Below are 22,731 nucleotides of genomic sequence, written 5' to 3'. Positions count from 1 at the left end.
CCGCCACGTCACGACGCTGGAAGCGGATCGCTCGTGCCGCGAGGAGGAGACCCGAGAGGGGCAGACCGTGACCCGAACCGTCACCGTGGGACTCGACGGCTCGCAGGAAAGCCGGGCCGCCACCGAATGGGCGGCGCGCGAGGCACTGCTGCGCGGCCTGCCACTGAAGATCCTCTTCGTGCGGGAGCCCGCGCCCGAGCCCGTGGCCCAGGCGCCGCTGCTCGGCCCCGAGACCCACCAGCACTGGACCGAACCCGATCCCCGGGAGTCCGCGGACGGGCTGCGGCTGCGCCACCCCGGCATCGAGGTGGTCACCGACCAGGTCACCGGCGACCCGGCCCACGCGCTGGCCGAGGCGGCGGACGGATCGGAACTGCTGGCCCTGGGCTCACGCGGCTTCGGCGGGATCGGCGGCTTCATGGTCGGCTCGGTCAGCCTGTCCGTCATCGCGCACACCGCGCGTCCGGTGGTGCTGGTGCGTGCGGGCGAGCAGACCGCCGACGAGCACACGCCGGACCCGCTGGGCGTCCCGTCCGCCGCGACCCCCTCCCAGCCGGTCGTCCTCGGCCTCGACACGGGGGGCACCGGCGAGCCGCTGCTGGAGTTCGCCTTCGACGCCGCCGCACGCCGGGGCGCCGCCCTGCGGGTCGTGCACGGCTGGGGCCCGCCGCCGTACACCGCGTACGGCATGTCCGCGGGCCCCGAGGTGACGGCCTCCTTCGGACGCCGGGCGGCGGCCGCGCTGACCGAGGTGCTGCGGCCCTGGCGGCAGAAGTTCCCGGACGTCGAGGTGACCGAGGCGGCCAGGTGCGGCAACGCCGCTCCGGTCCTGGTGAACGCCGCCCGGGACGCCTGTCTGGTCGTGGTCGGCCGGCGCGTCCGCACCAGCCCGTTCGGCCTCCACATCGGGCACGTCACCCACGCGGTCCTGCACCACGTCATCGCCCCCGTGTCCGTCGTCGCCCACGACTGACCCGCCGTCACCGAGGAGGGACCCGTCCATGAAGGCAGCGGCCGTACGAGCGTCCGGCGGGACCCGGAGCGGCAGGGAGCGCACCGGACGGGAGCCGGCCGGAGCCGGGGCGTCCGGCCCGCCGCGGACCCGCGTGCGCCTCGCCTGTGGGCCGGGGCGGTGAGCGGGATGGACCTGCCCGTCGTGGTCGGCGTCGACGGATCCGAGTCCAGCCTGCGCGCCGTGGACTGGGCCGCCGACGAGGCCGCACTGCGCGGCGCGCCGCTCCGCCTCGTGTACGCCTCCCTCTGGGAACGCTACGAGGGCGCCCTGCTCGCCCAGGAACTCGACCGGCCGGCGGAGGAGGTGATGGCCCGCGACGTCGTCGGCACCGCCGAGGGCCGGGCCCGGCGCCGCCGGCCGCGGGTGGAGGTCACCAGCGCGGTGCTGCCCGACGAGCCCGAGGCCGGTCTGGTGCACGAGAGCGCCACCGCCCTCGTCGTGGTCCTCGGCAGCCGGGGCCGCAGCGGCCTCGCCGAGACGCTGCTCGGCTCCGTGAGCGTCTCGGTCGCCGGACACGCGCGGTGCCCGGTGATCGTGCTCCGGGGGAGCCATGACAACACGATCACCCCCGGCCGCGTCGTCGTGGGCGCCGGCGAGGAGGAAGCGGGCTCGGCCGCCGTACGGTTCGCCGCCGAGGAGGCGGTGCTGCGCGGCGTGCCCCTGGAGGTCGTACGGGCCTGGCGGCGGCCCGCGCACGGCGCCGTCGGCCCGCCGCTCCTGGTCGGCGCGTCCGCCGAGGCGCAGGAGCAGCGCGCCGCCGAAGCGGTCGAAGAGGTGCTGCGGGAGCCCCCGGACGGTCTCGAACTGCGGCGGCACATCGTCGAGGGCCGCGCCCGCGACGTCCTCGTCGCCGCCTCCCGGGACGCCGGACTGCTCGTCGTCGGCGCCCGGCGCCGGCACGCCCACCTCGGCCTCCAGCTCGGCCGGATCGCCCACGGCGTGCTGCACCACGCGGCCTGCCCGGTGGCCGTCGTACCCGAACCCGCCTGAACCCGCCCCCGCCCGTACCCGACGACGATCGGAGTCTCCATGACCGAGGCCCCCGCCCACGCCCACGAAGCCGCTCCACTCACCGACGGGGAACTGCGCACCCTGGACGCGCACTGGCGCGCCGCCAACTACCTCGCCGCCGGGCAGATCTACCTGATGGCCAACCCGCTGCTGACGGAACCGCTGCGGCCCGAGCACATCAAGCCGCGGCTGCTCGGCCACTGGGGCACCTCACCCGGGCTGAACCTCGTGTACACCCACCTCAACCGGGTGATCAAGGCCCGCGGACTGGACGCACTGTGCGTGTGGGGCCCGGGACACGGCGGGCCGGCCGTCCTCGCGGGCTCCTGGCTGGAGGGCAGCTACAGCGAGACCTACCCGGACGTGACCCGCGACGCGGCCGGCATGGAACTCCTGTTCCGGCAGTTCTCCTTCCCCGGCGGCGTGCCCAGCCACGTGGCCCCGGAGACCCCCGGCTCGATCCACGAGGGGGGCGAGCTCGGGTACTCGCTCGCGCACGCCTACGGCGCCGCCTTCGACAACCCGGACCTGCTGGTGGCCTGCGTGATCGGCGACGGGGAGGCGGAGACCGGGCCGCTCGCCGCGTCCTGGCACTCGGACAAGTTCCTCGACCCGGTGCACGACGGGGCCGTGCTGCCGATCCTGCACCTCAACGGCTACAAGATCGCCAACCCGACCGTCCTGGCCCGCCTCCCGGAGGCCGAACTCGACGCGCTGCTGCGGGGCTACGGCCATGAACCGCTGCACGTCACCGGCGACGACCCGGCCGAGGTGCACCGCGCCATGGCGGCCGCCCTCGACGAGGCCCTGGACCGCATCGCGCGGGGGCAGCGCGCCGCCCGCGAAGACGGCGGCACCGAGCGCGTGCACTGGCCGGTGATCGTGCTGCGCACCCCGAAGGGCTGGACCGGTCCGGCCGAGGTGGACGGGGAACCGGTCGAGGGCACCTGGCGCGCCCACCAGGTGCCGCTGCCAGGCGTCCGGGAGAACCCGGACCACCTGCGCCAGCTGGAGGACTGGCTGCGCTCGTACCGGCCCGAGGAACTGTTCGGTCCGGACGGACGGCCCGGCGCCGACGTGCTCGCCTGCGTCCCGGACGGCACGAAGCGCCTCGGGGCGAGCCCGTACGCCAACGGCGGCCTGCTCGTCCGCGACCTCCCGGTGCCCTCCCTCGACGCCTTCGCCGTGCCCGTGGACAAGCCGGGCACCACCCTGCACGAGCCCACCCGAGTCCTCGGCGCGCTCCTGGAACAGGTCATGAACGACACACGGCAGCGCCGGGACTTCCGTCTGGTCGGCCCGGACGAGACCGCCTCCAACCGCCTCCAGGCCGTCTTCGACGTGAGCGGCAAGGCCTGGCAGGCCGAGGTGCTCCCGGTGGACGAGCACCTGGACCGGCACGGCCGGGTGCTGGAGATCCTCTCCGAACACCTCTGCCAGGGCTGGCTCGAGGGCTATGTGCTCACCGGCCGGCACGGGCTGTTCTCCTGCTACGAGGCGTTCGTGCACATCGTCGACTCGATGGTGAACCAGCACATCAAGTGGCTGAAGACGTCCCGCCGGCTGGCCTGGCGGGCCCCTGTCGCCTCGCTCAACTACCTGCTCACCTCGCACGTCTGGCGCCAGGACCACAACGGCTTCTCCCACCAGGATCCCGGGTTCGTGGACCACGTCCTCAACAAGAGCCCGGAGGTGGTCCGCGTCTATCTCCCGCCGGACGCCAACACCCTGCTGTCCGTGGCCGACCACGTGCTCCGCAGCCGCGACTACGTCAATGTCGTCGTCGCCGGCAAGCAGCCCTGCTTCGACTGGCTGAGCATCGACCAGGCCCGCGTGCACTGCGCCCGCGGCGCCGGGATCTGGGAGTGGGCCGGCACCGAGAACGCCAAGGAACCCGACGTGGTCCTCGCGTGCGCCGGGGACGTGCCCACACAGGAGGTGCTGGCCGCCGCCCAGTTGCTGCGCCGGCACCTGCCCACCCTCGCGGTGCGCGTGATCAACGTGGTCGACATGACCCGGCTGCTGCCGCACGAGGAACACCCGCACGGCATGCCCGACTTCGAGTACGACGGGCTGTTCACCAAGGACAGGCCGGTGATCTTCGCCTACCACGGCTACCCATGGCTGATCCACCGACTCACATACCGGCGCACCGGCCACGCGAACCTGCACGTGCGCGGTTACAAGGAGTCGGGCACCACGACGACCCCGTTCGACATGGTGGTGCGCAACGATCTCGACCGCTACCGCCTGGTCATGGACGTCATCGACCGTGTGCCCGGGCTCGCCGTGCGGGCCGCCGCCGTGCGCCAGACGATGGCCGACGCCCGCACCCGTCACCAGGCCTGGATCCGCGCCCACGGCACCGACCTGCCCGAGGTCGCCGACTGGAGCTGGGGCGGCTGAACACCGGACCGGACGGCGAAGGCCGGCGGCACGGCGAGGCGCCGGGGCGGCTCCCGGGGCCTCACGCGGCTGCCGGCCTCCGGGGCGTACGAAGCCGGCGGTCCGGCGCCGACCGGGGTGGTCCCGGCCGGGGGGTCGGCCGACCGGGGCGAGGCCCCGGCCGGGAGGTCAGCCCGCCGGGAGCACCGGTCCGGTGAGCGGCAGCACCAACTGGCACGTCACCGGGCGTGGGTGCGCCGGGTCCAGGGCGTTGAGCACATGGGTGAGGACGACCGGATCGTAAGGCGCCTCCAGGTGGTCGGTGCCGTCGAGGCCGCAGGTGTCCTGCACGGTGATGTTCTTGACCGTCGCGCCCGGTCCCGCGGTGAGGAAGGCGTTGGAGTACGGGGTCACCACCTCGTCGTCGGTGGTCGCGATCACCGTGTAGTCGACCCCCGGGACCGTGTCCCCGCCCGCGTCGAGGACGCGGTTGAAATCGGAGCCGGTCTCCTGCTCCACGAGCGCCGGGTAGTCGTGCTCCAGCAGGGCGTTGACCGGCTCCAGCAGGTGCAGCTGGCGGCCGAGTTCGGTGAGCCCGTCGAGCGTGGTGCCGTGGTTGGAGGGGGTGATGCCGACCAGCTTGCCGACCTTGGCGGCGGCGCCGGGGAAGTTCTTCAGGTAGTAGCGGGGCACGGGACCCCCGCCCAGCGAGTGGCCGACGAGGTCCACCTTCACGGCACCGGTCGAGGCCAGGACCCGGTCCACGAAGGACGCGAGCTCGGCGGCGCTGTCCTCCATGCGGCCGACGCCCTGGAACGGCGCGGTGGGGGAGGAGCCGCCGTGGTTCAGGGCGAAGACGCAGTAGCCTTCGGCGGCCAGCAGCGGGGCCGCGCCCCGCCAAATGTCGTTCATGTTCTCCAGCGTGCCGTGGACGAGCACGACCGGGTCCGGGTGCGCGGCGGTCGGCCGGCAGTTCCAGTCGTCGGCGCCGGGAGGGGCCTCTCCGGCGTCGAACACGCCCTTCAGGAAACCGGAGACGAAGCTGTGCTCCACCGGCTGGTCGCCGCCGGCGGCGTGGACAGTTCCGCTGCTCGCGGCGAGCAGTCCGGTGGTGGCGGTGACGGCCACGAGGGCACTACGAATTGCCGCCCTACGTCTCATTTCCAGTACCGTCCCTTGTTCTGGAATTACTGCGGTCGGCAATGAAAGTAGGAGACCTTTAATCGGCAAGCAACAATGTGCGGCGCGCAGAGGGCGGGCCACTCAGGGCGATGTCATATTCTCGGGCCGGGCCGGTGGAAAACACTCACCCAAGTGCGTCTCCGGGGGGCACCGGCGAATGCGGTATCTGATCCCCGCCACGCGTCTTGACCCGCCGGTAACTTCGCCTCATACTCCGCAGGAGGCCAGTGAATCAGCAGTCGTGCAGCCGTGCAGCCGACAGGGGGTACGGGTACGTCCAGGGAGCCGCGAGGTGGTCTGTGGGACGCGCTTCCCCGCCGTCTCGGTGCCGAACTCCAAAAGGAGAACCGGACCGTCGCGTCGGAAATAATCCACGAGATCAGGGCGCAGATACCAGAATTCTCCCGCCCGCTTTCCGGGCAGTTCGGTGCGGCGATCCAGCAGGGTGTGGAGACCGCTCTCGCCGAATTCGCGGACCGTGTCGCCTCGGCGGGCGGATCGCTGGAGGCGGCCCGCATCCCCGTCTACCGCGCGCTCGGCCGCGGGGAGTGGGTCGAGGGCCGCAGCCTGGACGCGCTCCAGGCCGCGTACCGGCTCGGCGCGCGGGTCGCCTGGCGCCGGTACGCACGGGTCTCCCGCCGCCTGGCCCTGAGCACCGAGGCGGTCGCACTCCTCGCGGAGGCCGTCTTCACGCACATCGACGAGATCGCCGCGGTGTCCGTGGGCGCCTACGCCGAGGCCCAGGCCGACGCCGCGGGCACCACGGGGCACCGGCGGCACCACCTCCTGATGCTCCTCACCACCGGCGGTGCGGACCCCGGGACCGTCGCCCGCGCCGCGGCGGACGCCGACTGGCCGCTGCCCGACACCGTCGCCGCTGTCGCGCTCGGCCCCCTGACCGGGACGGGCCCCGCGGGTGCGAGCGGCCCGTCCTCGCCCGGCGGGCGCGGATCACCACGACGGCCCCGTCTTCCCGAGCCGGTGCTCGCCGATCTGGAGGGAGCCGCGCCCTGCCTGGTGATCCCGAGCCCGCACCTGCTCCTCGCCGATCCCCGGCTGCAGCAGCTGCTGCGCGACACGGCGGGCGTGGTGGGACCCGCCGTACCCCCGGCACAGGCGGCCGACTCCCTGCGCTGGGCCCGGAGCCTGCGCGGGGCCGGCGCCCCGCCCGCCGCCGAACCCTCCCTCGCCCGGCTGCTCCTGCTGGCCGACCCCGCCCTGGTGCGCCTGATGGCGAGCCGTCGCCTCCGGCCGCTCGCCGCCCTGACATCCAAGCAGCGCGACCGTCTGGCCGCGACGCTGCTGGCGTGCCTCCAGACCGCGCACGGCACGGCTCCGGAGATCGCGGCCCGGCTGGGCATCCACCCCCAGACCGCCCGGCAGCGCCTGCTCCAGGTCTACGAGCTCTTCGGTGACGTGCTCGCCGATCCCGACGCCCGCTTCGAGGCCGAGGCCGCGCTGCGCGCCGCCCTGGCCGACCGCGACACCGACCGGGGACCTCCCTGAACGCCGTACGGAAACCCTCGCGCTGAATCAGTTGGCCCGGTCGCTCCAGTAGGGGCCCACCAGGGCCCACTCCTCGTCCCAGGCGGCGAGGCGGCGGCGATCGAGGGCCGCTCGCGCGAGGGCGCCCGCGCCGTAGACCGGAGCGGCGAGGGCGAGCGCGGCGGCGACGCCGAACAGGGCGGCCTCGACATCGCCCTCGACGCGGCCGGCCGGCTTCGCGGGCGCCGGCTCTCCCCGCCCGTTCTGCCAGACCGTGACATGAGCCCCGGTCGGCAGATCGTCGTCCACCAGTGCCTGTGCCGTGCGCGTGGTGCCGTCGGGGGCCGTCCAGCGCACCGGCGCCCACACCCGGTCGTCCGGCTGCCGGGCCGCCCTGGTGTCGCGCGCCGCCCCGGCGAGCAGCACCGCCCGCACGGCGTGCCGGTCGGCCCGCTGCCGGGCGAACACCTCGCCTTCGGCGTGCGCCGTCACCAGCCCGGCGACGGCGCCGCCGACGAGCACGACCAGCCACACGGTCAGCAGGACCCAGGCCTCGACGACGTCCTCACTCCGGCGCAGCGCGTTCCGGCGCAGCCGCCACATCCGCCGGGTCGCGCTCATCGGGCCGCACCTCCTCGTCACCGTGACGCCCGTGCCCGCGCGGACGCACGACACCCCGTGCGTGGCCGCCCGGTCCCCGGCCGGCGACACCTCTCGCGTGGCCGCCCGGACCCGGGCCGGCCGTCAAGCGGGGCCGGTGCTCGGCAGGGGCTCCGGAAGCCGGGGGTGCACCTCGAAGACGCCCGCCAGGCCGGTCGCGCGCAGCATCCGCAGGAAGCCGCTGCTGTCCGCGACCAGCCGCAGCCGGCCGCGCCGGGCCAGCACCCGGTTGCGCGTCCGGCACAGGAGGCCCAGCCCGGCGCAGTCCATGAAGGCGACCGGCCTGAGGTCCAGCACCAGGTCCGGCTTCGGCCCCGCGGTCAGCGCGTCGAGCCGTTCCGTGAGGGCGGGCGCCGTCACGAGGTCGATCTCCCCGTGCAGGGGCAGCACGGTCGGGCCGTCCTGTCCGGCCGGCGCCGGAGCGGCCCCGGGCCGCTCATGAATCTCGGGCATGGGACAACAAAATAGGACAACCAGGTCATCGGGAAGGGCCGAATGGTCCCTTTCCATCCGCCGGGCCGGGACGGCACGGCGGCAACGTCGCGAGGCGGGCCCCCGCCCCCGGCCGTCCCGGGCCAGGTCCGCCGGACGTCGCGGGGCCGGGACCGATGCGCCCCGACCGGCCGGGCACCGGGGCCGGACGGCCCAAGCGCGCGCCCCCGCCCCCCGCCCAAGCTGGACTCGCGGGGCGACCGGCACCGTCCGGCCGGCGCTCCGCGGCACACCACCGGAGAGGGTGAGGGCGCCATGAAAGGCTTCGTCTTCCACGGTCCCGGACAGGCCTCCTGGCAGGACGTCCCGGACCCCGGGATCAAGGAGCCCACCGACGCGATCGTGAAGGTCGGCGCAGTGACGATCTGCGGAACCGATCTGCACATCCTCAAGGGCGACGTGCCCGAGGTGCGCCCCGGCACGGTGCTCGGACACGAGGCCGTCGGCGAGATCGTCGAGACCGGCGGCGACGTGCGCACCGTACGCCCGGGGGACCGGGTGCTGCTGTCCTGCATCACCTCGTGCGGACGCTGCCGCTTCTGCCGCGAGGGCGCCTACGGCCAGTGCCGGGGCGGGGGCGGCTGGATCCTCGGCCACCTGATCGACGGCACCCAGGCCGAGTACGTCCGCGTCCCCTACGCCGACCTGTCGGTGCACCTCCTGGCCGGCACCCTGCGCGGCGAGGACGCCGTACTGTTCGCCGACATCTTCCCCACCTCGTACGAGGTCGGTGTCCTCAACGGGCACGTACGGCCCGGCGACACCGTCGTCATCGTCGGCGCGGGGCCCATCGGGCTCGCCGCGATCGCCACGGCACGGCTGTTCGCTCCGGAGCGGATCATCTCGGTGGACCGGGCCCCGGCCCGGCTGGAGGCCGCCCGGCGGATCGGCGCCGACGCCGTCGCCGACGTCCGGGAGGACCCGCGCCAGCTGGTGGAGGACCTGACCGGCGGACTCGGCGCGGACGTGGTCGTCGAGGCCGTCGGACTGCCCGAGAGCTTCGAGCTGTGCACGCGGATGGTGCGGCCCGGCGGGCACGTCGCCAACGTCGGCGTGCACGGCCGGCCGGCCACGCTGCACCTCGAAGACCTGTGGATCATGAACGTCACCCTCACGACCGGACTGGTGGACACGTACTCCACCCCGACGCTGCTCCGGATGGCCACCGCCGGCCGGCTGCCGACCGGGCAACTGATCACCCACACCTTCCCGCTGGACCACATGGAGACGGCGTACGACGTCTTCTCCCGGGCGGCCGAGACGGGCGCGCTGAAGGTGGTACTCGGCGGGGAGCAGCACGAACTGGCCGTTCCCGCGGCCTGACCGGGAAGAGCGTGAGGCATGACCGAACGGGCGAGCGAGACGGAACGGGCGCCGGCCGCCGCGACGGCGGAGGCGCCCATGGGCGACCTCGGACGGCGGCTCGCCACCCGGCGGGCCCAACTCGGCCTGACCCGGCGCCAGGCGGCCGCACGCGCCGGCATGGCGGCCAGCTACCTCAGATACCTGGAGGAGCACCCGTGCGCGGCGCCCGGCACCGGTGCGCTGATGCGGCTCGCCGAGGTCCTCAAGACCACCGTCACCGAACTGACGGGCGGCGCGGTGGACCTGCCGCCCGGCCCCGCACGCGCCGGGCGCGAACCCCACGTCACCGAGCTGGGACCCGCCGAGTGCCACGCCCTGCTCGGCTCGCACGGGGTGGGCCGGCTGGGCGTGCTCACGAGCACCGGGCCCGCGATCCTGCCCGTCAACTACAGCGTCGTGGACGGCGCGATCGTGTTCCGGACCTCGCCCGAGGCCACGACCTCGCTCGTGGTCGGCGACGTGGTGGCCTTCGAGGTCGACCGCATAGACGACGCGTTCAGCCGGGGCTGGAGCGTGCTGGTCCGCGGCTACGCCCGGGCCGTGACCAGCACGGAGGAGCAGCACCGGCTGTCGGAGCGTGCCCACAGCGCGCCGTGGGCGGGCGGCAAGCGGGACCTGTGGGTGCGGATCGACCCCGTCACGCTCACCGGGCGCCGCATCACGGACTGACCGGGGCCGGGAGGCCGGAGGCGTCTTCGCCGTCACCGCTGCGCCGGGCCCGCCTCATCGGTGAGCAGCACACCCGTGACCAGGTCCGGACGGATGCGTACCGCCTCCATGGCCTCCCGCGGCACCCAGGGGCGCAGGCGCGCCCGGAGCCGGGCCAGCTCGGCGGGGTCCGTCACGAGCCGCGCGTATCCGGTGGCGACGACGCTCCAGCCGAGGTGGGTGTCCGGGTCGATGGCGTCGGCCGCGTAGGCCACGACCACCGCGCCCTCGCCCTGCCGCGCGTGCGCGGTCAGCACCGCGGCCCCATGGGTGCGGATCACGATGTCGCCGCGGTCCAGGACATGGTCGACCGGGCGGACGGCCGGCAGCGCCTGCACGGTGAAGACGACCCTGCCCAGGGACACGCTGCCCAGCAGCCGCAACGCCTCCGTGCGGTCGAGGTCGACGCTCCGGCGTGTCCGATCATGGTGACGGATCATGGCTCGCCTCTTCGCAGGCCGTGCTGCTCTCGTCGCGCGCACTGGCGTACCGCGGACGTCATACCGCGGACACGGAGCCGTGACGCGGACGGAGCGACACCGCGGGGGATCGGTGCCGCTCCTGATTCCACTGTGGTTTCCCTCCCGCCGTCCCCGACAGTGCCGATCGGTCCCCGGCCGGGGCCGGACGTCCTGCCCGCCGACCCGCCGCGGCCGGACTCGGTCCCCTTCCGGTGGCGCCCCGGCGGACGGCTGGATGGGCCGCGTGTCCACACGGCCCCGGAGCCGATACCGTGTCAGTGGGCCCATCGGTGCGAAGCCGTGTGCCGATGGGGACTGGAGGGCGTGGTGACCGGTACGGAGGAGCCCGGCGTACGACTGCCGCAGCTCAAGCTGGACGAGCTGCTGGAGGAGTTGCAGGCCAGGATCGACGCGGCCCGCGGTACCCGGGACCGTGTGCACAGCCTGCTCGAGGCGGTCCTCTCCGTCGGCCGCGAACTGGAACTCGAACAGGCCCTGCGCTCCATCGTGGAGGCCGCGGCGTTCCTCGTGGACGCCGAGTACGCGGCCCTCGGCGTCATCGGGCCCGACGGCAAGACGCTCTCCGCCTTCCACACCATCGGCGTGACCGAGCGGCAGATCACCGCGATCGGCCCCTACCCGGAGGGCCACGGCATCCTCGGCGAGCTGATCCGGCATCCCCAGCCCCTGCGGCTGTCGAAGATCTCCCAGCACCCGTCCTCGTACGGCTTCCCGCCGAACCACCCGCCGATGAACAGCTTCCTCGGGGTGCCGATCCGGGTCCGCGACCAGGTGTTCGGCAATCTGTACCTGACCGAGAAGCGCGGCGGCCTGGAGTTCGACGCGGAGGACGAGTCGGTGCTCTCGACGCTGGCCGTCGCGGCGGGCGTGGCCATCGACAACGCCCGCCTGTACGAGGACTCCCGGCTGCGGGAGCGCTGGCTGCTGGCGAACGCGGAGATCAGCCACAGCCTGATGTCCGGCAGCGGGCGCGCCGAGGCGCTGGACCTGATCGCCGAGCGGGCCCGCGAGATCACCGGCTCCGCCCTCGCGGCGGTCGCCATGCCGCTGCAGGGCGCCGAGGCGCTCTCCGTCGAGATCGCCGTGGGCGCGGAGGCGGACGCCCACCGGGGCCTGGTGCTCCCCCTGCACGAGAGCCTCATGGGCCTGGCCTTCTCCGCCGCCGCCCCGGTCACCAGCGACGACGCCGCGCATGACGAGCGGGTCTCCCCGGAGCCGCCGCGCTTCCGCGGTCTCGGCCCCGCCGTGGCCGTTCCCATCGGCACCGGTGAGGGCGGGGTCCGGGGCGTGGTGCTGCTGGCGCGCGAGAGCGCGGGGACGCTGTTCTCCGGCAAGGAGACCGAGATGCTGCGGGGGTTCGCCGCACAGGCCGCGATCGCCATGGAACTGGCCGAGCGGCGGCGCGACGCCCAGCAGATCGCGCTGCTGGAGGACCGCGACCGGATCGCCCGGGATCTGCACGACCTGGCCATCCAGCGGCTCTTCGCCACCGGCATGACCCTGCAGAGCGCGGGCCGGTTCATCGAGCACCCGGAGGCCTCCGAACGGGTCCTGCGGGCCGTCGACGACCTGGACGAGACCATCAAGATCATCAGGTCGACGATCTTCGGGCTGCGGGCGCGCGAGGGCGCCGCCGCGAGCGGGCTGCGCGCCCGGGTGGTCCGGGTGGCCTCCGAGGCCGCCCCGGTCCTGGGCTTCGCGCCCAGCGTGCGCATGGAAGGGCTCGTCGACACCGACGTGCCCGGCGAGGTCGCCGACGACCTCGTGGCGGTGCTCTCGGAGGCGCTCACCAACGTCGCCCGGCACGCGCACGCCGGCCGGGCCGAGGTGCTGCTCGCCACCGACGGCCACGAGGTGCGCCTCAGCGTCCGCGACGACGGCGTCGGCATCGCGTCCGACGGCCGCCGCAGCGGGCTGCGCAACATGGCGGAGCGCGCGGAACGGTACGGCGGCCGCCTCGAACTGGGCCCGGGGGACAACGGCGGCACCACACTGACCTGGCAGGCACCCCTACCGCGAACCTAGCGCGGCCCCCTGCTCCCGCTCAGGGACCGGTGGGGTATCTCTCGGACCGGTCGGCCCATGGTCCCGGGGGCACCGTGACCGCAGGCTGTCGGTGTGGCGCGGAAAGCCTTCCGAACGGCCCCCGACCCGCGCCGACCTGCATCACCGAGGAGGTCCGTCAGGGGTCCCGGTACGTCTCATCGGCGTACATACCGCCGGAATCCGGACGCGGGTGCACGATGGTGTCGTGACGCTCAGCGCCCCGGGCCGGGAGACCGCCCCGGTGCCGCTCGCCGCCCGCCCCGGTCCGTGCGTGCCGGCCGGGCCGCCGCGCCACCCGGATCTCGACCCGGACCTGCCGGACGCCGAGCCGGCCCGTCCGCCGAGCGGCGGGGCCGCCGGCGCACGAGAGGAGGCGGTGACGATGACACGGACACCTCCCACGACGGTCAGCCAGGTGCGGCTCTGGAGGTGGCGGCGCAATCCGCTGCGGCGGCACAGCGACGTCGTCGAGGCCTGGATCGTCCTCGCCACCTGGCTCGTCGTCCTGGTCGGCGGAATCCTCGCGGGTCTCATGGCCGCGCAGGCCGCCGCCTCGGCGTTCTCGGCACGGCTCGCCCAGATCCACCCCGTCACGGCCGTGCTCACCGACGAGACGGCGCCGACCCCGACCGCCGGGACCGGCTACGACGACGGCCGGATCTGGGCCACGGTGCGCTGGACCGACCCGAACGGCTCGGTGCACACCGACCGGGCCAAGGTCGTGCCCGGCGCCTCCGCCGGTACCCGTGTGACGGTGTGGGCCAACCAGGCCGGCCACGTCGTGTCCCCGCCCGTCAACGGTGCCTCCGCCGACCTCCAGGCGGCCCTCACCGGCGTCCTGGTCGCCCCGGCGGCCGGCGCGGTGGTCTGGAGCGCGGGCTGGCTGGTGCGCACCCGGCTCATCCGGCGGCGCATGGCCGAGTGGGACGAGGAGTGGAAGCAGATCGGGCCCCAGTGGGGGAACCTCAGCGGGGGCCGGGGCTGAGCACCCGCGCGACCCCGGATGCCGACCGGGGATGCCGACCGGGGCGGGAACCGGAGTCGCCGCACGTCAGAGGCGTTACGAGGCCTAGGACCTCAGGCCGCGGCCAGCCGGCAGTCCACCGCCACAACCCCCTCGACGCCGCGCACCATGCGGACCGCCAGCGGGATCCGCTCGCCGTCCGGCACCTGCCCGGTCAGCGTCGCGACCCCGTCGGCCACCATCACGTGCACGGGCACGACCGGAGCGGGGAACAGCACGTCGAGGACGTCACGACGGATCTCGTCGGCGAGGTCGTCGTCCGGGCGCAGGAACACCTTGAGCAGGTCGCCTCGGCTGACCACGCCCTCCAGCACGCCCTCGGCGGTCACCACCGGCAGCCGCTTCACGTGCTTCAGCGCCATGATGCGGGCCGCCTCGGAGAGCGTGGCACCGGCGTGCACGCTGACGGCCGGCGTGGTCATCAGCTCCTCCGCGGTCACCGCCCCCGCCCTGGCCAGGTCCGCGAGCCGGCGCATCTGGGTGATCCGGTCCGGGTCGCTGTCCCGGAACTCCTCCTTGGGCAGCAGATCCGCCTCGGACACCACGCCGATCACGCGGCCGTCGCCCTCCAGCACCGGCAGCGCGCTGACGCGCCACCGCTCCATGCGCTCGACGATCTCCTTGAACGGGGCCGTGCGCCCCACCGCGACGACGGCACGTGTCATCACGTCGTTCACCAGGTGCGGGCTGCCGTGCATGCTCTCCTCCTCGGCGCGCCGGGCGGTCATTCCGCGCCCCCGCTGCCGTAGGGCGCGAAGAGGTCGAGCAGCCGTACCCGGGAGGCGTGCAGCCGGTGGGCGACCACACGCCCCACCCAGACCGCGATCGCCCGCCCGAACTCGGGGTCCTCCGCGCACATCGCGCGCACGGACGCGGCGTCGAACACCCAGGCCCGCACCGGACTCAGCGCCTCCGCCCCGAGGTGCCACACGTACGGCTGGAAGTGCCAGGACCAGCCGACCAGTTCGCCGTGCCCGAGGGTCTCGATCACGGTGCGCCGGCGGCCCGGCACGTGCAGGTCCAGGGCGACGGTGCCGGTGCGCACGATCCAGAAGCAGTCGGCGCGCCGGCCCTCCTCGAACAGCCGGGCACCGGTCTCGAAGGAAGCGTCACGGGCGAGGGCCATCAGCCGGTCGCGCTGCACGGCGTCGAGCGCCGAGGTCATGGTGGTGGCGGAGGTCATCGCACCGGCTCCCTTCCTGGTCCCTGTTCCCAGGGTCGGCGCGCCGGTCGGGCGGGGCCACGGGCCGCCCGGACCCCGACCAGGGCCCTTCGGCCCTCAGCCGGCCCGGTGCGGTGGAGTCCGCCCGAGGGGCACCGGTCGCCGGGGCACGGCGGGCACGACAGGGCGGGAAGGGCCATCCGCTTCTCGCGGATCCGGATTGCGCGGTGCGCGGCTCAGCTCCGCTTCTCCGCGTCTGTCGGGTCCTTCCCGCCACCACCAGCACATCACGAGAACCGCCGGCGCACCAGTGCCGGTGCCGGCCGATCCCACGGCCTGCGCCGACCGGGCCCGATGCCGCGGACCGCCCCGGTACGGCCCTGGGGCCAATGGCGCGGGGGAGGGCCATGAGGCCCCATGACACACGGCGCCGGTGCGGGGAGGCTGGGAGGCACGCGGAGGGACCCCCGACCGCGGCGGCACGGGCGGACCGGACGGATCCGCGGCGCTGCGCGGGCACGAGCTCCGCATCTCCCCGACGGCCCTGACCGGCAGAACGCCAGGAAGCGGAACACCATGGAGGGGAGCAGGTCAGGGGGGGCCGACAGGGAAGAAGGGCTGAGAACATGGTCTGGGCTTCATGGACCACCCCCGGGGTCTTCACCGGCCGGGGCGGCGCCCGCACCGACGAGGCGGGAATCGTCACGGGCGACCTGACCGTGCACACCACCTGGGACGGCCGGGAGGCCGATGTGGCGGTCCAGTACAGCGGTACCTCCCAGTGGTTCACCCTCACCGGCAGCCCGGTGCCCTGCCGCTCCGAGCAGGCCAGCCGCGACCTGCACCAGGCGGTGGTCGAGACGATCAGGGTCGGCCACGCCGCCACCGTGCCCCGGGACAATCCCGCCGCCGTGCCCTAGCCGGTACCGCTCGGGGGACGGCTCACACCGCCGGCGCGGGAGCGGTGAGCCGTCCGTCCCGCATCTCCAACACCCGGTCGGCGGCGACCAGATGGGTGCGGTCGTGGGTCACCAGCACGGTGGCCGTGCCCCGGGCCCGGGTCAGCCGGGTGAGCAGGCCGACGACGGCCGCGCCGCGTTCGTGGTCGAGGGCGCTCGTGGGTTCGTCGACCAGAAGGACCGTCGGCTCGTTCATCAGCGCGCGGGCGATGTTGACGCGCTGCCGCTGGCCCCCGGACAACTGGTGCGGACGCCGGTGCGCCTGATCGGCCAGCCCCACCAGGTCCAGCAGCTCCAGCGCCCTGCCCCGGGCCCTGCCGGCGGAGCGGCCGTCGATCCGGGCCATCACCTGGAGCTGCTCGGCGGCGGTCAGCGAGGCCGGCAGGCTTGGCTGCTGGAAGACGATCCCCGTGCTGCGGCGCCGCAGAGCGGACAGTTCCCGCCGGGTCAGCCCGCCGGTGGGTACCCCGTCGACGCGGACGGTGCCGGAATCCGGGGTGACGAGGGTCGCGGCGACCGCCAGCAGGCTGGACTTGCCGGAGCCGGAAGGGCCCACGACGGCGGTGAGGCCGCCCTTGGGCACCGTCATCGAGACATGGTCGAGCGCGGTCACACGCGAGTCCCCGTCGGGGTAGGTGAGGACGACGTCGGTCAGTTCGAGGCTCATCGGGCGTTCCCCAGGGCGGTCAGCGGGTCGACGGAGGTGATACGGCGTACGGACAGGGCGGCCCCCAGGGCACCGAGGACGATCATGACCCCGGCGGGCACGAGGACCGTCGCGGGCGTGAGCAGGAAGGGCACCGTCCCGGAGACGAGGGCGCCGACCGCGACCGCGGCGCCGGTGCCGACGGCGGTGCCCGCGGTCAGCAGGACGAGAGCCTGACCGAGCGCGTCCCGGAGCAGGCCGGCGGTGGACGCCCCGAGCGCCTTGAGCACGGCGATGTCCCCGCCGCGCTGGATCGTCCACACCGTGAAGAACGCTCCGATCACCAGGGCCGAGATCGCGAACAGGAAGCCGCGCATCAGCTGCAGGGAGCCGTTCTCCGAGGTGTAGGAGCCGATCGCGGACAGCGAGTCGTCCTTCGGGACCGTGCGCGTGCCCGCGGCCCGGTCCGTGCCCCGCACGTCCGTGCCCGGGGTCGTGCCGAGGGCGATGACGGTCGCGATCGGCGCCGCCGCCGCGCCCGCGGGGGGCGCGGTCCTGCGCCAGGTGCCGAGGCTCGTCCAGACCACCGGCGTATGGCTGAAGGACGCGTCGCCGCGGACGGCGGCGACGGTCAGTGTCCGGCCGGCGAGTACGACGGTGCTCCCGGCACCGGCGTGCAGGGCCTCGGCGGCCGGGGCCGACAGCACCGCCGACCGGTCGTCGATCCGGGCCCCGTCCGGGGCCAGCGGGGAACCCGGCCGCACCCCGAAGACGGACACCCCGGCGCTCGCGGTGCCCGCGGTGGCCCTGGTGGTCGCGATGCCGAGCGGCTCGGCACGCTCGACCCCCGGAGTTCGGGCCCACCGCCGCCACTGCGCCTCGGTGACCGCGGAGTCGCCGTACGACAGCTTCTGCCCCTTCGCGGGGGCGCCGAAGGCGATCCGGTCGGCGGGCAGTCCGGTGACGGCGGAGACGTTCTGCCGCCCCAGCCCGGCGGTCAGGCCGGACAGCAGCCCGACGAGCAGCGTGATCAGCACGATCACGGCCCCCATCAGAGCGAACCGCCCCTTGGCGAACTTCAGATCTCTCCAGGCGACGAACACGGCTGCGCCTGCCCCTTCCAGCGGTCGATGCGGTACGCCCCCACCCTCCCGGGACGCACCCCCCGTCCGCCTCCGGCGTGGGACGGCACTTCCCGGGCCGAAGGGAAGCGCCCCGCCTCCACCTTTCGATGGAGGCCCCCACCAGCGCTTTTCCTTACGCTTGAGGCACTGTGAACAGAACCGACCGCACCCCGACCCCGACCAGCCGGGCACTGACCTGGTGTCTGCACCTCCTGGTCGTCGGCCTCCTCGCCCTGGCCGCCGGCCGGAGCCTCGCCGGCGACCTGCCGCAGTCCGGTCCCGCCGTCGCCGTGGCGGCGCTGTGCGCCCTCGTGTACGCGGCGGGCCCACGGCTGCCCGCGGTACGGCGCTCGCGCCGGGCCGCCGCCTGGTGGCTGGCCGCCGTGGGCGCGGTGTGGCTGGCGCTCGTGGCCCTGACGGCCGACGGCGTGTGGCTGGCCTTCCCGCTGTACTTCCTGCAACTTCACCTGCTGCCGCGCCACAGCGCCCTCCCGGCGGTCGCCGCGACCGCACTCGCGGCCACCGTCGCCTTCGCCGCCCACACGGGCTCCTTCAGCCCGGCCATGGCCATCGGCCCGGCCCTGGGAGCCGCGGTGGCCGTCGCCGTGGTGTGGGGCTACGAGGCCCTGTACCGGGAGAGCGAACAGCGCCGCCGGCTGATCGAGGAACTCACCGACACCCGCGCCGACCTGGCGAGGGCCCAGCACACCGCGGGCGTGCTGGCCGAGCGGGAACGGCTGGCCCGGGAGATCCACGACACCCTCGCCCAGGGGTTCTCCAGCATCCAGCTGCTGCTGCGCGCCGCCGAACGCGCCCTGCCCGCCCGGCCGGAGGCCGCCGCCGCCCACGTCGGCCAGGCCCGCCAGGCAGCCGTGGACAACCTCGCCGAGGCCCGTCGCCTCGTCGCCGCGCTCACCCCGCCCTCGCTGGACGGCGGCACACTGCCCGACGCGCTGGAACGCCTGTGCGCGACGACGTCGGCCCGGCACCGGATCACCGCCCGCTGCCGCCTCGACGGCGCCCCCGTGCCGCTGGCCACCGCGCAGGAGGTGGCGCTGCTGCGCACCGCCCAGTCCGCCCTCGCCAACACCGTCCGCCACGCCGAGGCCGGCAGCGCCCACCTCACCCTCGGCTACTTCGACGACCACGTCACGCTGCGGGTCGTCGACGACGGCGTCGGCTTCGACCCCGGCACGCTGCCCCCGCCCGATCCGGGCCAGGGCGGGTTCGGGCTCGCCACGATGCGCTCGCGCATCGGGACCCTCGGCGGCACCCTCACCGTCGAGTCCGCCCCCGGCCGCGGCACGGAGCTGACCGCCCGGATACCCTTCACCCCGCCCGCCGACCAGGAGCATGAGGCCCACGCGTGACCGACACCGCCATCCGCCTGCTCCTCGCCGACGACCACCCCGTGGTGCGGGCCGGGCTGCGGGCCGTGCTCGAGACCGAGACCGGCCTCACCGTCGTGGCCGAGGCCGCCACCGCCGAGGAGGCCGTGACCCGCGCGGCGGCGGGTGGCATCGACGTCGTCCTGATGGACCTGCAGTTCGGGCGAGGTATGACCGGGGCGGAGGCCACCGCGGCGATCACCGCCCGGCCCGGCGCACCGCGGGTGCTGATCGTCACCACCTACGACACCGATGCCGACACCCTCCCCGCCATCGAGGCGGGAGCCACCGGGTACATCCTCAAGGACGCCCCTCCCGAGGAACTGGCAGCGGCGGTGCGCACCGCCGCGGCGGGCCGGACCATCCTCGCGCCCACGGTCGCCGACCGGCTCATGAACCGCCTGCGGGCACCGGCCACGGCCCTGACCCGGCGGGAGACCGAGGTGCTCGCCCTGGTCGCCGAGGGACTGTCCAACCAGGCCGTCGCCGCCCGGCTGCACCTCACCGAGGGGACCGTCAAGTCCCACCTGGCCCGCGCCTACGCCAAGCTGGGCGTCGACTCCCGGACCGCCGCCGTGGCGACCGCCACCGGCCTCGGACTGATCCGCCGCTGAGGTCAGGCGTCCAGGGCCTCGTCGACGCTCGGGTAGCAGCGGATGAGGCCGGTGAGGCCGACGATCTCCAGGGTGCGCAGCACCGGCCTGCGCACCCCGGCCAGGCGCAGCCAGCCGCCCGGCTCGTGGGCCTGGTGGGCGGCGATGAGGACGTTGATGCCGCTGGAGTCCATGAAAGCCACACCGGTGAGGTCCGCGACCGTGCGCGGCGCGGGCCCGGGGTCCGTGGGCATCAGGGCCCGGTGGAGGACGCCGGAGGTGTGGTGGTCGACCTCGCCCTCCACCGTGACGACGGTGACGCCGTCGACGGGGGCGAGGCTGACCGACAGCCCGTCCGGCTCCGCCAGTTCGTTGATGCCCCAAGTGTCTGTCACACGTCCCTCGACAACGCTCGATGATCTCTGCCCAGAGCTTCCTCCACCCGCCGACTGCCCCGGATCCCCCGGAGGATGCACACGACCTGCGACGCGACACCCGGTACCGTATGGCGGAAACAGTTTGCCGCCAAGCGGAAAGCATTGGACCCCGGGGGGCGCATTGGAACGGTTGCGACGAGTGCGGTGGAGACACGGAGGACGGGCCCGCGGGTTCGTGCCGCAGGTGCTGCGCGGCACCGCACAGGTGATGCTGGTGCCCGACGCGTGGGCGGGCGCCGTCTTCTGCCTGGCGCTGGCCGTGGCCGACTGGCGGTACAGCGCCTACGCACTGGGGGGCGCGGCTCTCGGCACCGCTGCCGCCCGCCTGCTGGCCGTCCCCGCGGACCGCGTCGGGCCGGGCCTGGAGGGCCTCAACTCCTGCCTGGTCGCCCTGTCCTTCGCGGTGTCCCTCGACGCGGGCCGCCCGGCCACGGCACTGCTCGCCGCCGTGGGCTGCGTGGTGGTCACGATCGTGACGGCCGCGCTGGTCCGGGTGCTGGGCGTGTGGAACCTGCCGCCGCTCACCATGCCGTACTGCGTCCTGGCCGGCGCCATGACGGTGGCCGCGCCCGCCTTCCGGCGGATACGGCCACCGGGAGACGTCCCCACTCCCTCCGGGCCGACGGCTCTGCGCCCGTACGACGTGGGATGCGCGTTCTTCCGCGGCGTGTCCCAGATCTTCTTCGTGGACCGGTGGTACGTGGGGGCGCTGCTGCTCGTGGGCCTCTTCCTGGCCGACCGGGTCGCCTGCCTCGTGGCCTGCGCCGGCAGCGCGACCGGCATCCTGACGGCCTGGGCCCTCGGCGCCCCGGCCGCACGGATCGCCGACGGCACGATGGGCTACAACGCGGTCCTGGTCGCGCTCGCGCTGTGCGGGGCGCTCCTGCCGGCGGGCCCGGCCACACTGCCGTACGCACTGCTCGGCGCGGCGACCGCGACCGCGGTGACCCCGGCGGTGGCGCGGCTGCTGGCCGCGTCCGGCGGCCACGCGCTCACCTGGCCGTTCGTCCTGACGACGCTCGGCTTCCTGGCCGCCGCCCCCTCCTTCCCCCGCCTGACCGCACCCCCGGACCACGCACCACCGCGGACCACCGCAGGGGCACGCCCGGCATAGGCGCCGCGCTCCCGGAGGTCAGAGGGGCGTGGCCGCGCGCAGCAGGAGCAGCAGGGTGACCGCCGAGTCGGCCGCGAACAGCGCGGAGAGGGCGGCTCCGGTGGCCGCGGTCCACGTCGCCAGGCCGGCCGTGGTGAAGGGCGACGGCCAGGCGTGCCGGGCCGGGGGCGGTCCGAGCAGGGCGGCGACGCGGCGGGGGAGCGGTCCGGGCGCGGCGAACGCCGGCGCGGGCGTGGCACGGGGGACGAGCGGCGCCCTGCCGATCGCACGGGCGACCGTCCGGCGGCTGCCCACGGCCCGCGCGGCCTCCTCGTCGGCCCACCGCTCCGCCGCGAAGGCGACCGCCGTGCGCAGCGGAAGGAGGAACGGGTTGGCCAGGCGGCCAGTCGCACCAGCAGCAGATGCCGGTGGTGGCCGGCGGCGAGGTGGGCCCGCTCGTGCGCGAACAGGGCCCGGCGCTCGGCCGGTCCGAGCCGGGTGAGCAGGGACGTGGACACCACGATCCGGTCGCGGCGGCCGCCCGGCAGCGCATAGGCGTAGGGTTCGGCGTCCGGCAGTACCGCGACCTGGGTGCGGCGCAGCCCCGACAGGGCCCTGTGGGCCCGGCGCCGCACCCGCAGGCTCTGCAGCAGGACACGGCCGCAGGCGGCGGCGACCGTGAGCAGCGCGGGAATCGCGGCCCTTCCCGCGACCTCGTGCCGGGGCACGCTCTCCCGCACCTCGGGGTCGGACCAGCCGTCGGGCAGGGGATCTCCGGGCAACTGGGCCGCGCCGACCACCACCAGCAGGGCCAGGCACACCGTGCAGCACAGGGCCATCACGGTGGAGACGGAGGTCAGCAGCACGGTGGCGGTGCGGGGGTGCAGACGCCGTTCCGCCAGGCGTGCGATCGGCCAGGCCGTCAACGGCAGGACCAGCGGCAGGAGGACGAGGATTCCCATGCGTGCTCAGTCGTCGCCGGTGCTCTGGTCCAGCAGTTCCCGCAGCAGTCGCTCGTCACCCTCCGGCAGCGCGGTGATGAAACTGGCCAGCACGGCCCTGCGGTCCTGCTCCCCGTCCAGCACCCGGCGCATCTTCAGTGCCGCCAGGCCGGCCTCGTCCGCGGCCGCCAGCCACAGGAACGACCGCCCCTCACGCCTGCGGGTGACGGCGTTCTTCGCCAGCAGCCGGCCCAGCACCGTCATCACGGTCGTGTAGGCGAGGTCCGCGGCCAGACGGTCCTGTACCCAGCCCGCGGTCACCGGGCCGCCGGCCTCGTGCAGGGTCGCGAGCACCCGTGTCTCCAGCGCGCCCTGCGCCCGGCGCGGACGGCGCGGATCCGGATCCGTCACCCGCGGCCTCCTTTCTGCTCCGGCGCCGCCTCGACCCCTCGTGCCGAAGCGGCGTCACATCGTACAGAGGGGACGAACGGCGCCCCGTCGCCGCCGCTCCCAGGGGTGTCGGCCGCCGACCT

General features: G+C 74.7%; 22 protein-coding genes and 1 pseudogene. 12 read left to right on the top strand and 11 right to left on the bottom strand.

What is annotated here, in order from left to right; genetic code table 11:
* Positions 1–67: 67 nt before the first annotated feature.
* From ACZ7FF_RS18745 to ACZ7FF_RS18735, 3 genes are all read left to right on the top strand, one after another.
* Positions 68–973 (top strand): universal stress protein, encoded by a 906-nt coding sequence (locus tag ACZ7FF_RS18745; protein WP_470813320.1) that lies wholly within the window; start codon positions 68–70, stop codon positions 971–973.
* Positions 974–1,141: 168 nt separating this feature from the next.
* Positions 1,142–2,005 carry a universal stress protein gene (locus ACZ7FF_RS18740; protein WP_470813319.1) on the top strand — a complete coding sequence of 288 codons (864 nt, stop codon included), beginning with the start codon at positions 1,142–1,144 and terminating at the stop codon, positions 2,003–2,005.
* 39 nt (positions 2,006–2,044) lie between these two features.
* Positions 2,045–4,432 carry a phosphoketolase family protein gene (locus ACZ7FF_RS18735; protein WP_470813318.1) on the top strand — a complete coding sequence of 796 codons (2,388 nt, stop codon included), beginning with the start codon at positions 2,045–2,047 and terminating at the stop codon, positions 4,430–4,432.
* 168 nt (positions 4,433–4,600) lie between these two features.
* Here the strand turns inward: ACZ7FF_RS18735 and ACZ7FF_RS18730 are convergent, their stop codons facing one another.
* Positions 4,601–5,539 (bottom strand): esterase/lipase family protein, encoded by a 939-nt coding sequence (locus ACZ7FF_RS18730; protein WP_470813317.1) that lies wholly within the window; start codon positions 5,537–5,539, stop codon positions 4,601–4,603.
* Between the two features lie 303 nt (positions 5,540–5,842).
* Here ACZ7FF_RS18730 and ACZ7FF_RS18725 point away from each other — a divergent pair, with 303 nt between their 5' ends.
* Complete coding sequence (locus ACZ7FF_RS18725; RefSeq protein WP_470813316.1) at positions 5,843–7,099, top strand: PucR-like N-terminal domain-containing protein; 1,257 nt, start codon at positions 5,843–5,845, stop codon at positions 7,097–7,099.
* Positions 7,100–7,126: 27 nt separating this feature from the next.
* Here ACZ7FF_RS18725 and ACZ7FF_RS18720 read toward each other — a convergent pair whose 3' ends face one another.
* Positions 7,127–7,699, bottom strand: coding sequence for an Rv1733c family protein (locus ACZ7FF_RS18720; RefSeq protein WP_470813315.1), 573 nt, complete (start codon positions 7,697–7,699; stop codon positions 7,127–7,129).
* A 123-nt stretch (positions 7,700–7,822) separates the two neighbouring features.
* A complete protein-coding gene (locus ACZ7FF_RS18715; protein WP_470813314.1) occupies positions 7,823–8,191 on the bottom strand; it encodes an STAS domain-containing protein in 369 nt (122 codons plus the stop codon).
* Between the two features lie 294 nt (positions 8,192–8,485).
* Here ACZ7FF_RS18715 and ACZ7FF_RS18710 point away from each other — a divergent pair, with 294 nt between their 5' ends.
* On the top strand, positions 8,486–9,553 hold the full coding sequence (locus ACZ7FF_RS18710) for a zinc-dependent alcohol dehydrogenase family protein (protein WP_470813313.1): 1,068 nt from the start codon (positions 8,486–8,488) through the stop codon (positions 9,551–9,553).
* 18 nt (positions 9,554–9,571) lie between these two features.
* Positions 9,572–10,264, top strand: a complete 693-nt coding sequence (locus ACZ7FF_RS18705; RefSeq protein WP_470813312.1) for a pyridoxamine 5'-phosphate oxidase family protein — start codon at positions 9,572–9,574, stop codon at positions 10,262–10,264.
* 32 nt (positions 10,265–10,296) lie between these two features.
* Here ACZ7FF_RS18705 and ACZ7FF_RS18700 read toward each other — a convergent pair whose 3' ends face one another.
* Positions 10,297–10,743 (bottom strand): pyridoxamine 5'-phosphate oxidase family protein, encoded by a 447-nt coding sequence (locus tag ACZ7FF_RS18700; RefSeq protein ID WP_470813311.1) that lies wholly within the window; start codon positions 10,741–10,743, stop codon positions 10,297–10,299.
* Between the two features lie 348 nt (positions 10,744–11,091).
* Between ACZ7FF_RS18700 and ACZ7FF_RS18695 the strand changes: the two genes are divergently transcribed.
* Together ACZ7FF_RS18695 and ACZ7FF_RS18690 are read left to right on the top strand one after the other, a co-directional pair.
* Positions 11,092–12,810, top strand: a complete 1,719-nt coding sequence (locus ACZ7FF_RS18695) for a sensor histidine kinase (RefSeq protein ID WP_470813310.1) — start codon at positions 11,092–11,094, stop codon at positions 12,808–12,810.
* Between the two features lie 226 nt (positions 12,811–13,036).
* Positions 13,037–13,816: an Rv1733c family protein gene (locus ACZ7FF_RS18690; protein WP_470813309.1), complete on the top strand. Its 780-nt coding sequence runs from the start codon at positions 13,037–13,039 to the stop codon at positions 13,814–13,816.
* Between the two features lie 92 nt (positions 13,817–13,908).
* Here the strand turns inward: ACZ7FF_RS18690 and ACZ7FF_RS18685 are convergent, their stop codons facing one another.
* Entirely contained in the window at positions 13,909–14,553 is a 645-nt protein-coding gene (locus tag ACZ7FF_RS18685) for a CBS domain-containing protein (protein WP_470813396.1), read from the bottom strand.
* Between the two features lie 26 nt (positions 14,554–14,579).
* Complete coding sequence (locus ACZ7FF_RS18680) at positions 14,580–15,038, bottom strand: cyclic nucleotide-binding domain-containing protein (RefSeq protein ID WP_470813308.1); 459 nt, start codon at positions 15,036–15,038, stop codon at positions 14,580–14,582.
* Positions 15,039–15,643: 605 nt separating this feature from the next.
* On the opposite strand from ACZ7FF_RS18680, the gene ACZ7FF_RS18675 reads away from it, so the two are divergent.
* Positions 15,644–15,937, top strand: coding sequence for a hypothetical protein (locus tag ACZ7FF_RS18675; protein ID WP_470813307.1), 294 nt, complete (start codon positions 15,644–15,646; stop codon positions 15,935–15,937).
* Between the two features lie 22 nt (positions 15,938–15,959).
* Here ACZ7FF_RS18675 and ACZ7FF_RS18670 read toward each other — a convergent pair whose 3' ends face one another.
* Together ACZ7FF_RS18670 and ACZ7FF_RS18665 are read right to left on the bottom strand one after the other, a co-directional pair.
* The gene (locus tag ACZ7FF_RS18670; RefSeq protein WP_470813306.1) at positions 15,960–16,643 is read right to left on the bottom strand and encodes an ABC transporter ATP-binding protein; all 684 of its coding nucleotides are present in this window, start codon (positions 16,641–16,643) and stop codon (positions 15,960–15,962) included.
* Positions 16,640–17,725 carry an ABC transporter permease gene (locus ACZ7FF_RS18665; RefSeq protein WP_470813305.1) on the bottom strand — a complete coding sequence of 362 codons (1,086 nt, stop codon included), beginning with the start codon at positions 17,723–17,725 and terminating at the stop codon, positions 16,640–16,642. The genes ACZ7FF_RS18670 and ACZ7FF_RS18665 overlap by 4 nt, the downstream gene beginning before the upstream one ends.
* A gap of 170 nt (positions 17,726–17,895) precedes the next feature.
* On the opposite strand from ACZ7FF_RS18665, the gene ACZ7FF_RS18660 reads away from it, so the two are divergent.
* Together ACZ7FF_RS18660 and ACZ7FF_RS18655 are read left to right on the top strand one after the other, a co-directional pair.
* Positions 17,896–19,116: a sensor histidine kinase gene (locus ACZ7FF_RS18660; protein ID WP_470813304.1), complete on the top strand. Its 1,221-nt coding sequence runs from the start codon at positions 17,896–17,898 to the stop codon at positions 19,114–19,116.
* Positions 19,113–19,748: a response regulator gene (locus ACZ7FF_RS18655; protein WP_470813303.1), complete on the top strand. Its 636-nt coding sequence runs from the start codon at positions 19,113–19,115 to the stop codon at positions 19,746–19,748. The genes ACZ7FF_RS18660 and ACZ7FF_RS18655 overlap by 4 nt, the downstream gene beginning before the upstream one ends.
* Positions 19,749–19,750: 2 nt before the next feature.
* Here ACZ7FF_RS18655 and ACZ7FF_RS18650 read toward each other — a convergent pair whose 3' ends face one another.
* Positions 19,751–20,122 carry an STAS domain-containing protein gene (locus tag ACZ7FF_RS18650; RefSeq protein WP_470813302.1) on the bottom strand — a complete coding sequence of 124 codons (372 nt, stop codon included), beginning with the start codon at positions 20,120–20,122 and terminating at the stop codon, positions 19,751–19,753.
* 217 nt (positions 20,123–20,339) lie between these two features.
* Here ACZ7FF_RS18650 and ACZ7FF_RS18645 point away from each other — a divergent pair, with 217 nt between their 5' ends.
* Positions 20,340–21,278, top strand: a complete 939-nt coding sequence (locus ACZ7FF_RS18645; protein WP_470813301.1) for an urea transporter — start codon at positions 20,340–20,342, stop codon at positions 21,276–21,278.
* Between the two features lie 18 nt (positions 21,279–21,296).
* On the opposite strand, the pseudogene ACZ7FF_RS18640 reads toward ACZ7FF_RS18645, so the two are convergent.
* Both ACZ7FF_RS18640 and ACZ7FF_RS18635 read right to left on the bottom strand, forming a co-directional pair.
* A pseudogene (locus tag ACZ7FF_RS18640) lies at positions 21,297–22,219 on the bottom strand (M56 family metallopeptidase).
* 6 nt (positions 22,220–22,225) lie between these two features.
* Complete coding sequence (locus tag ACZ7FF_RS18635; RefSeq protein ID WP_470813300.1) at positions 22,226–22,609, bottom strand: BlaI/MecI/CopY family transcriptional regulator; 384 nt, start codon at positions 22,607–22,609, stop codon at positions 22,226–22,228.
* Between the last annotated feature and the right edge of the window lie 122 nt (positions 22,610–22,731).

The sequence above is a fragment of the Streptomyces sp. NPDC037126 genome (genome assembly GCF_055605965.1).
This window is presented reverse-complemented; position numbering and strand designations above follow the sequence as displayed.

Excerpts from the sequence above, each read along its gene's own strand:
- ACZ7FF_RS18740 (WP_470813319.1), top strand. The coding sequence starts at position 1,142 with ATGGACCTGCCCGTCGTGGTCGGCGTCGACGGATCCGAGTCCAGCCTG.
- ACZ7FF_RS18735 (WP_470813318.1), top strand. The coding sequence starts at position 2,045 with ATGACCGAGGCCCCCGCCCACGCCCACGAAGCCGCTCCACTCACCGAC.
- ACZ7FF_RS18720 (WP_470813315.1), bottom strand. The coding sequence starts at position 7,699 with ATGAGCGCGACCCGGCGGATGTGGCGGCTGCGCCGGAACGCGCTGCGC.
- ACZ7FF_RS18715 (WP_470813314.1), bottom strand. The coding sequence starts at position 8,191 with ATGCCCGAGATTCATGAGCGGCCCGGGGCCGCTCCGGCGCCGGCCGGA.
- ACZ7FF_RS18710 (WP_470813313.1), top strand. The coding sequence starts at position 8,486 with ATGAAAGGCTTCGTCTTCCACGGTCCCGGACAGGCCTCCTGGCAGGAC.
- ACZ7FF_RS18705 (WP_470813312.1), top strand. The coding sequence starts at position 9,572 with ATGACCGAACGGGCGAGCGAGACGGAACGGGCGCCGGCCGCCGCGACG.
- ACZ7FF_RS18700 (WP_470813311.1), bottom strand. The coding sequence starts at position 10,743 with ATGATCCGTCACCATGATCGGACACGCCGGAGCGTCGACCTCGACCGC.
- ACZ7FF_RS18685 (WP_470813396.1), bottom strand. The coding sequence starts at position 14,553 with ATGCACGGCAGCCCGCACCTGGTGAACGACGTGATGACACGTGCCGTC.
- ACZ7FF_RS18680 (WP_470813308.1), bottom strand. The coding sequence starts at position 15,038 with ATGACCTCCGCCACCACCATGACCTCGGCGCTCGACGCCGTGCAGCGC.
- ACZ7FF_RS18675 (WP_470813307.1), top strand. The coding sequence starts at position 15,644 with ATGGTCTGGGCTTCATGGACCACCCCCGGGGTCTTCACCGGCCGGGGC.
- ACZ7FF_RS18670 (WP_470813306.1), bottom strand. The coding sequence starts at position 16,643 with ATGAGCCTCGAACTGACCGACGTCGTCCTCACCTACCCCGACGGGGAC.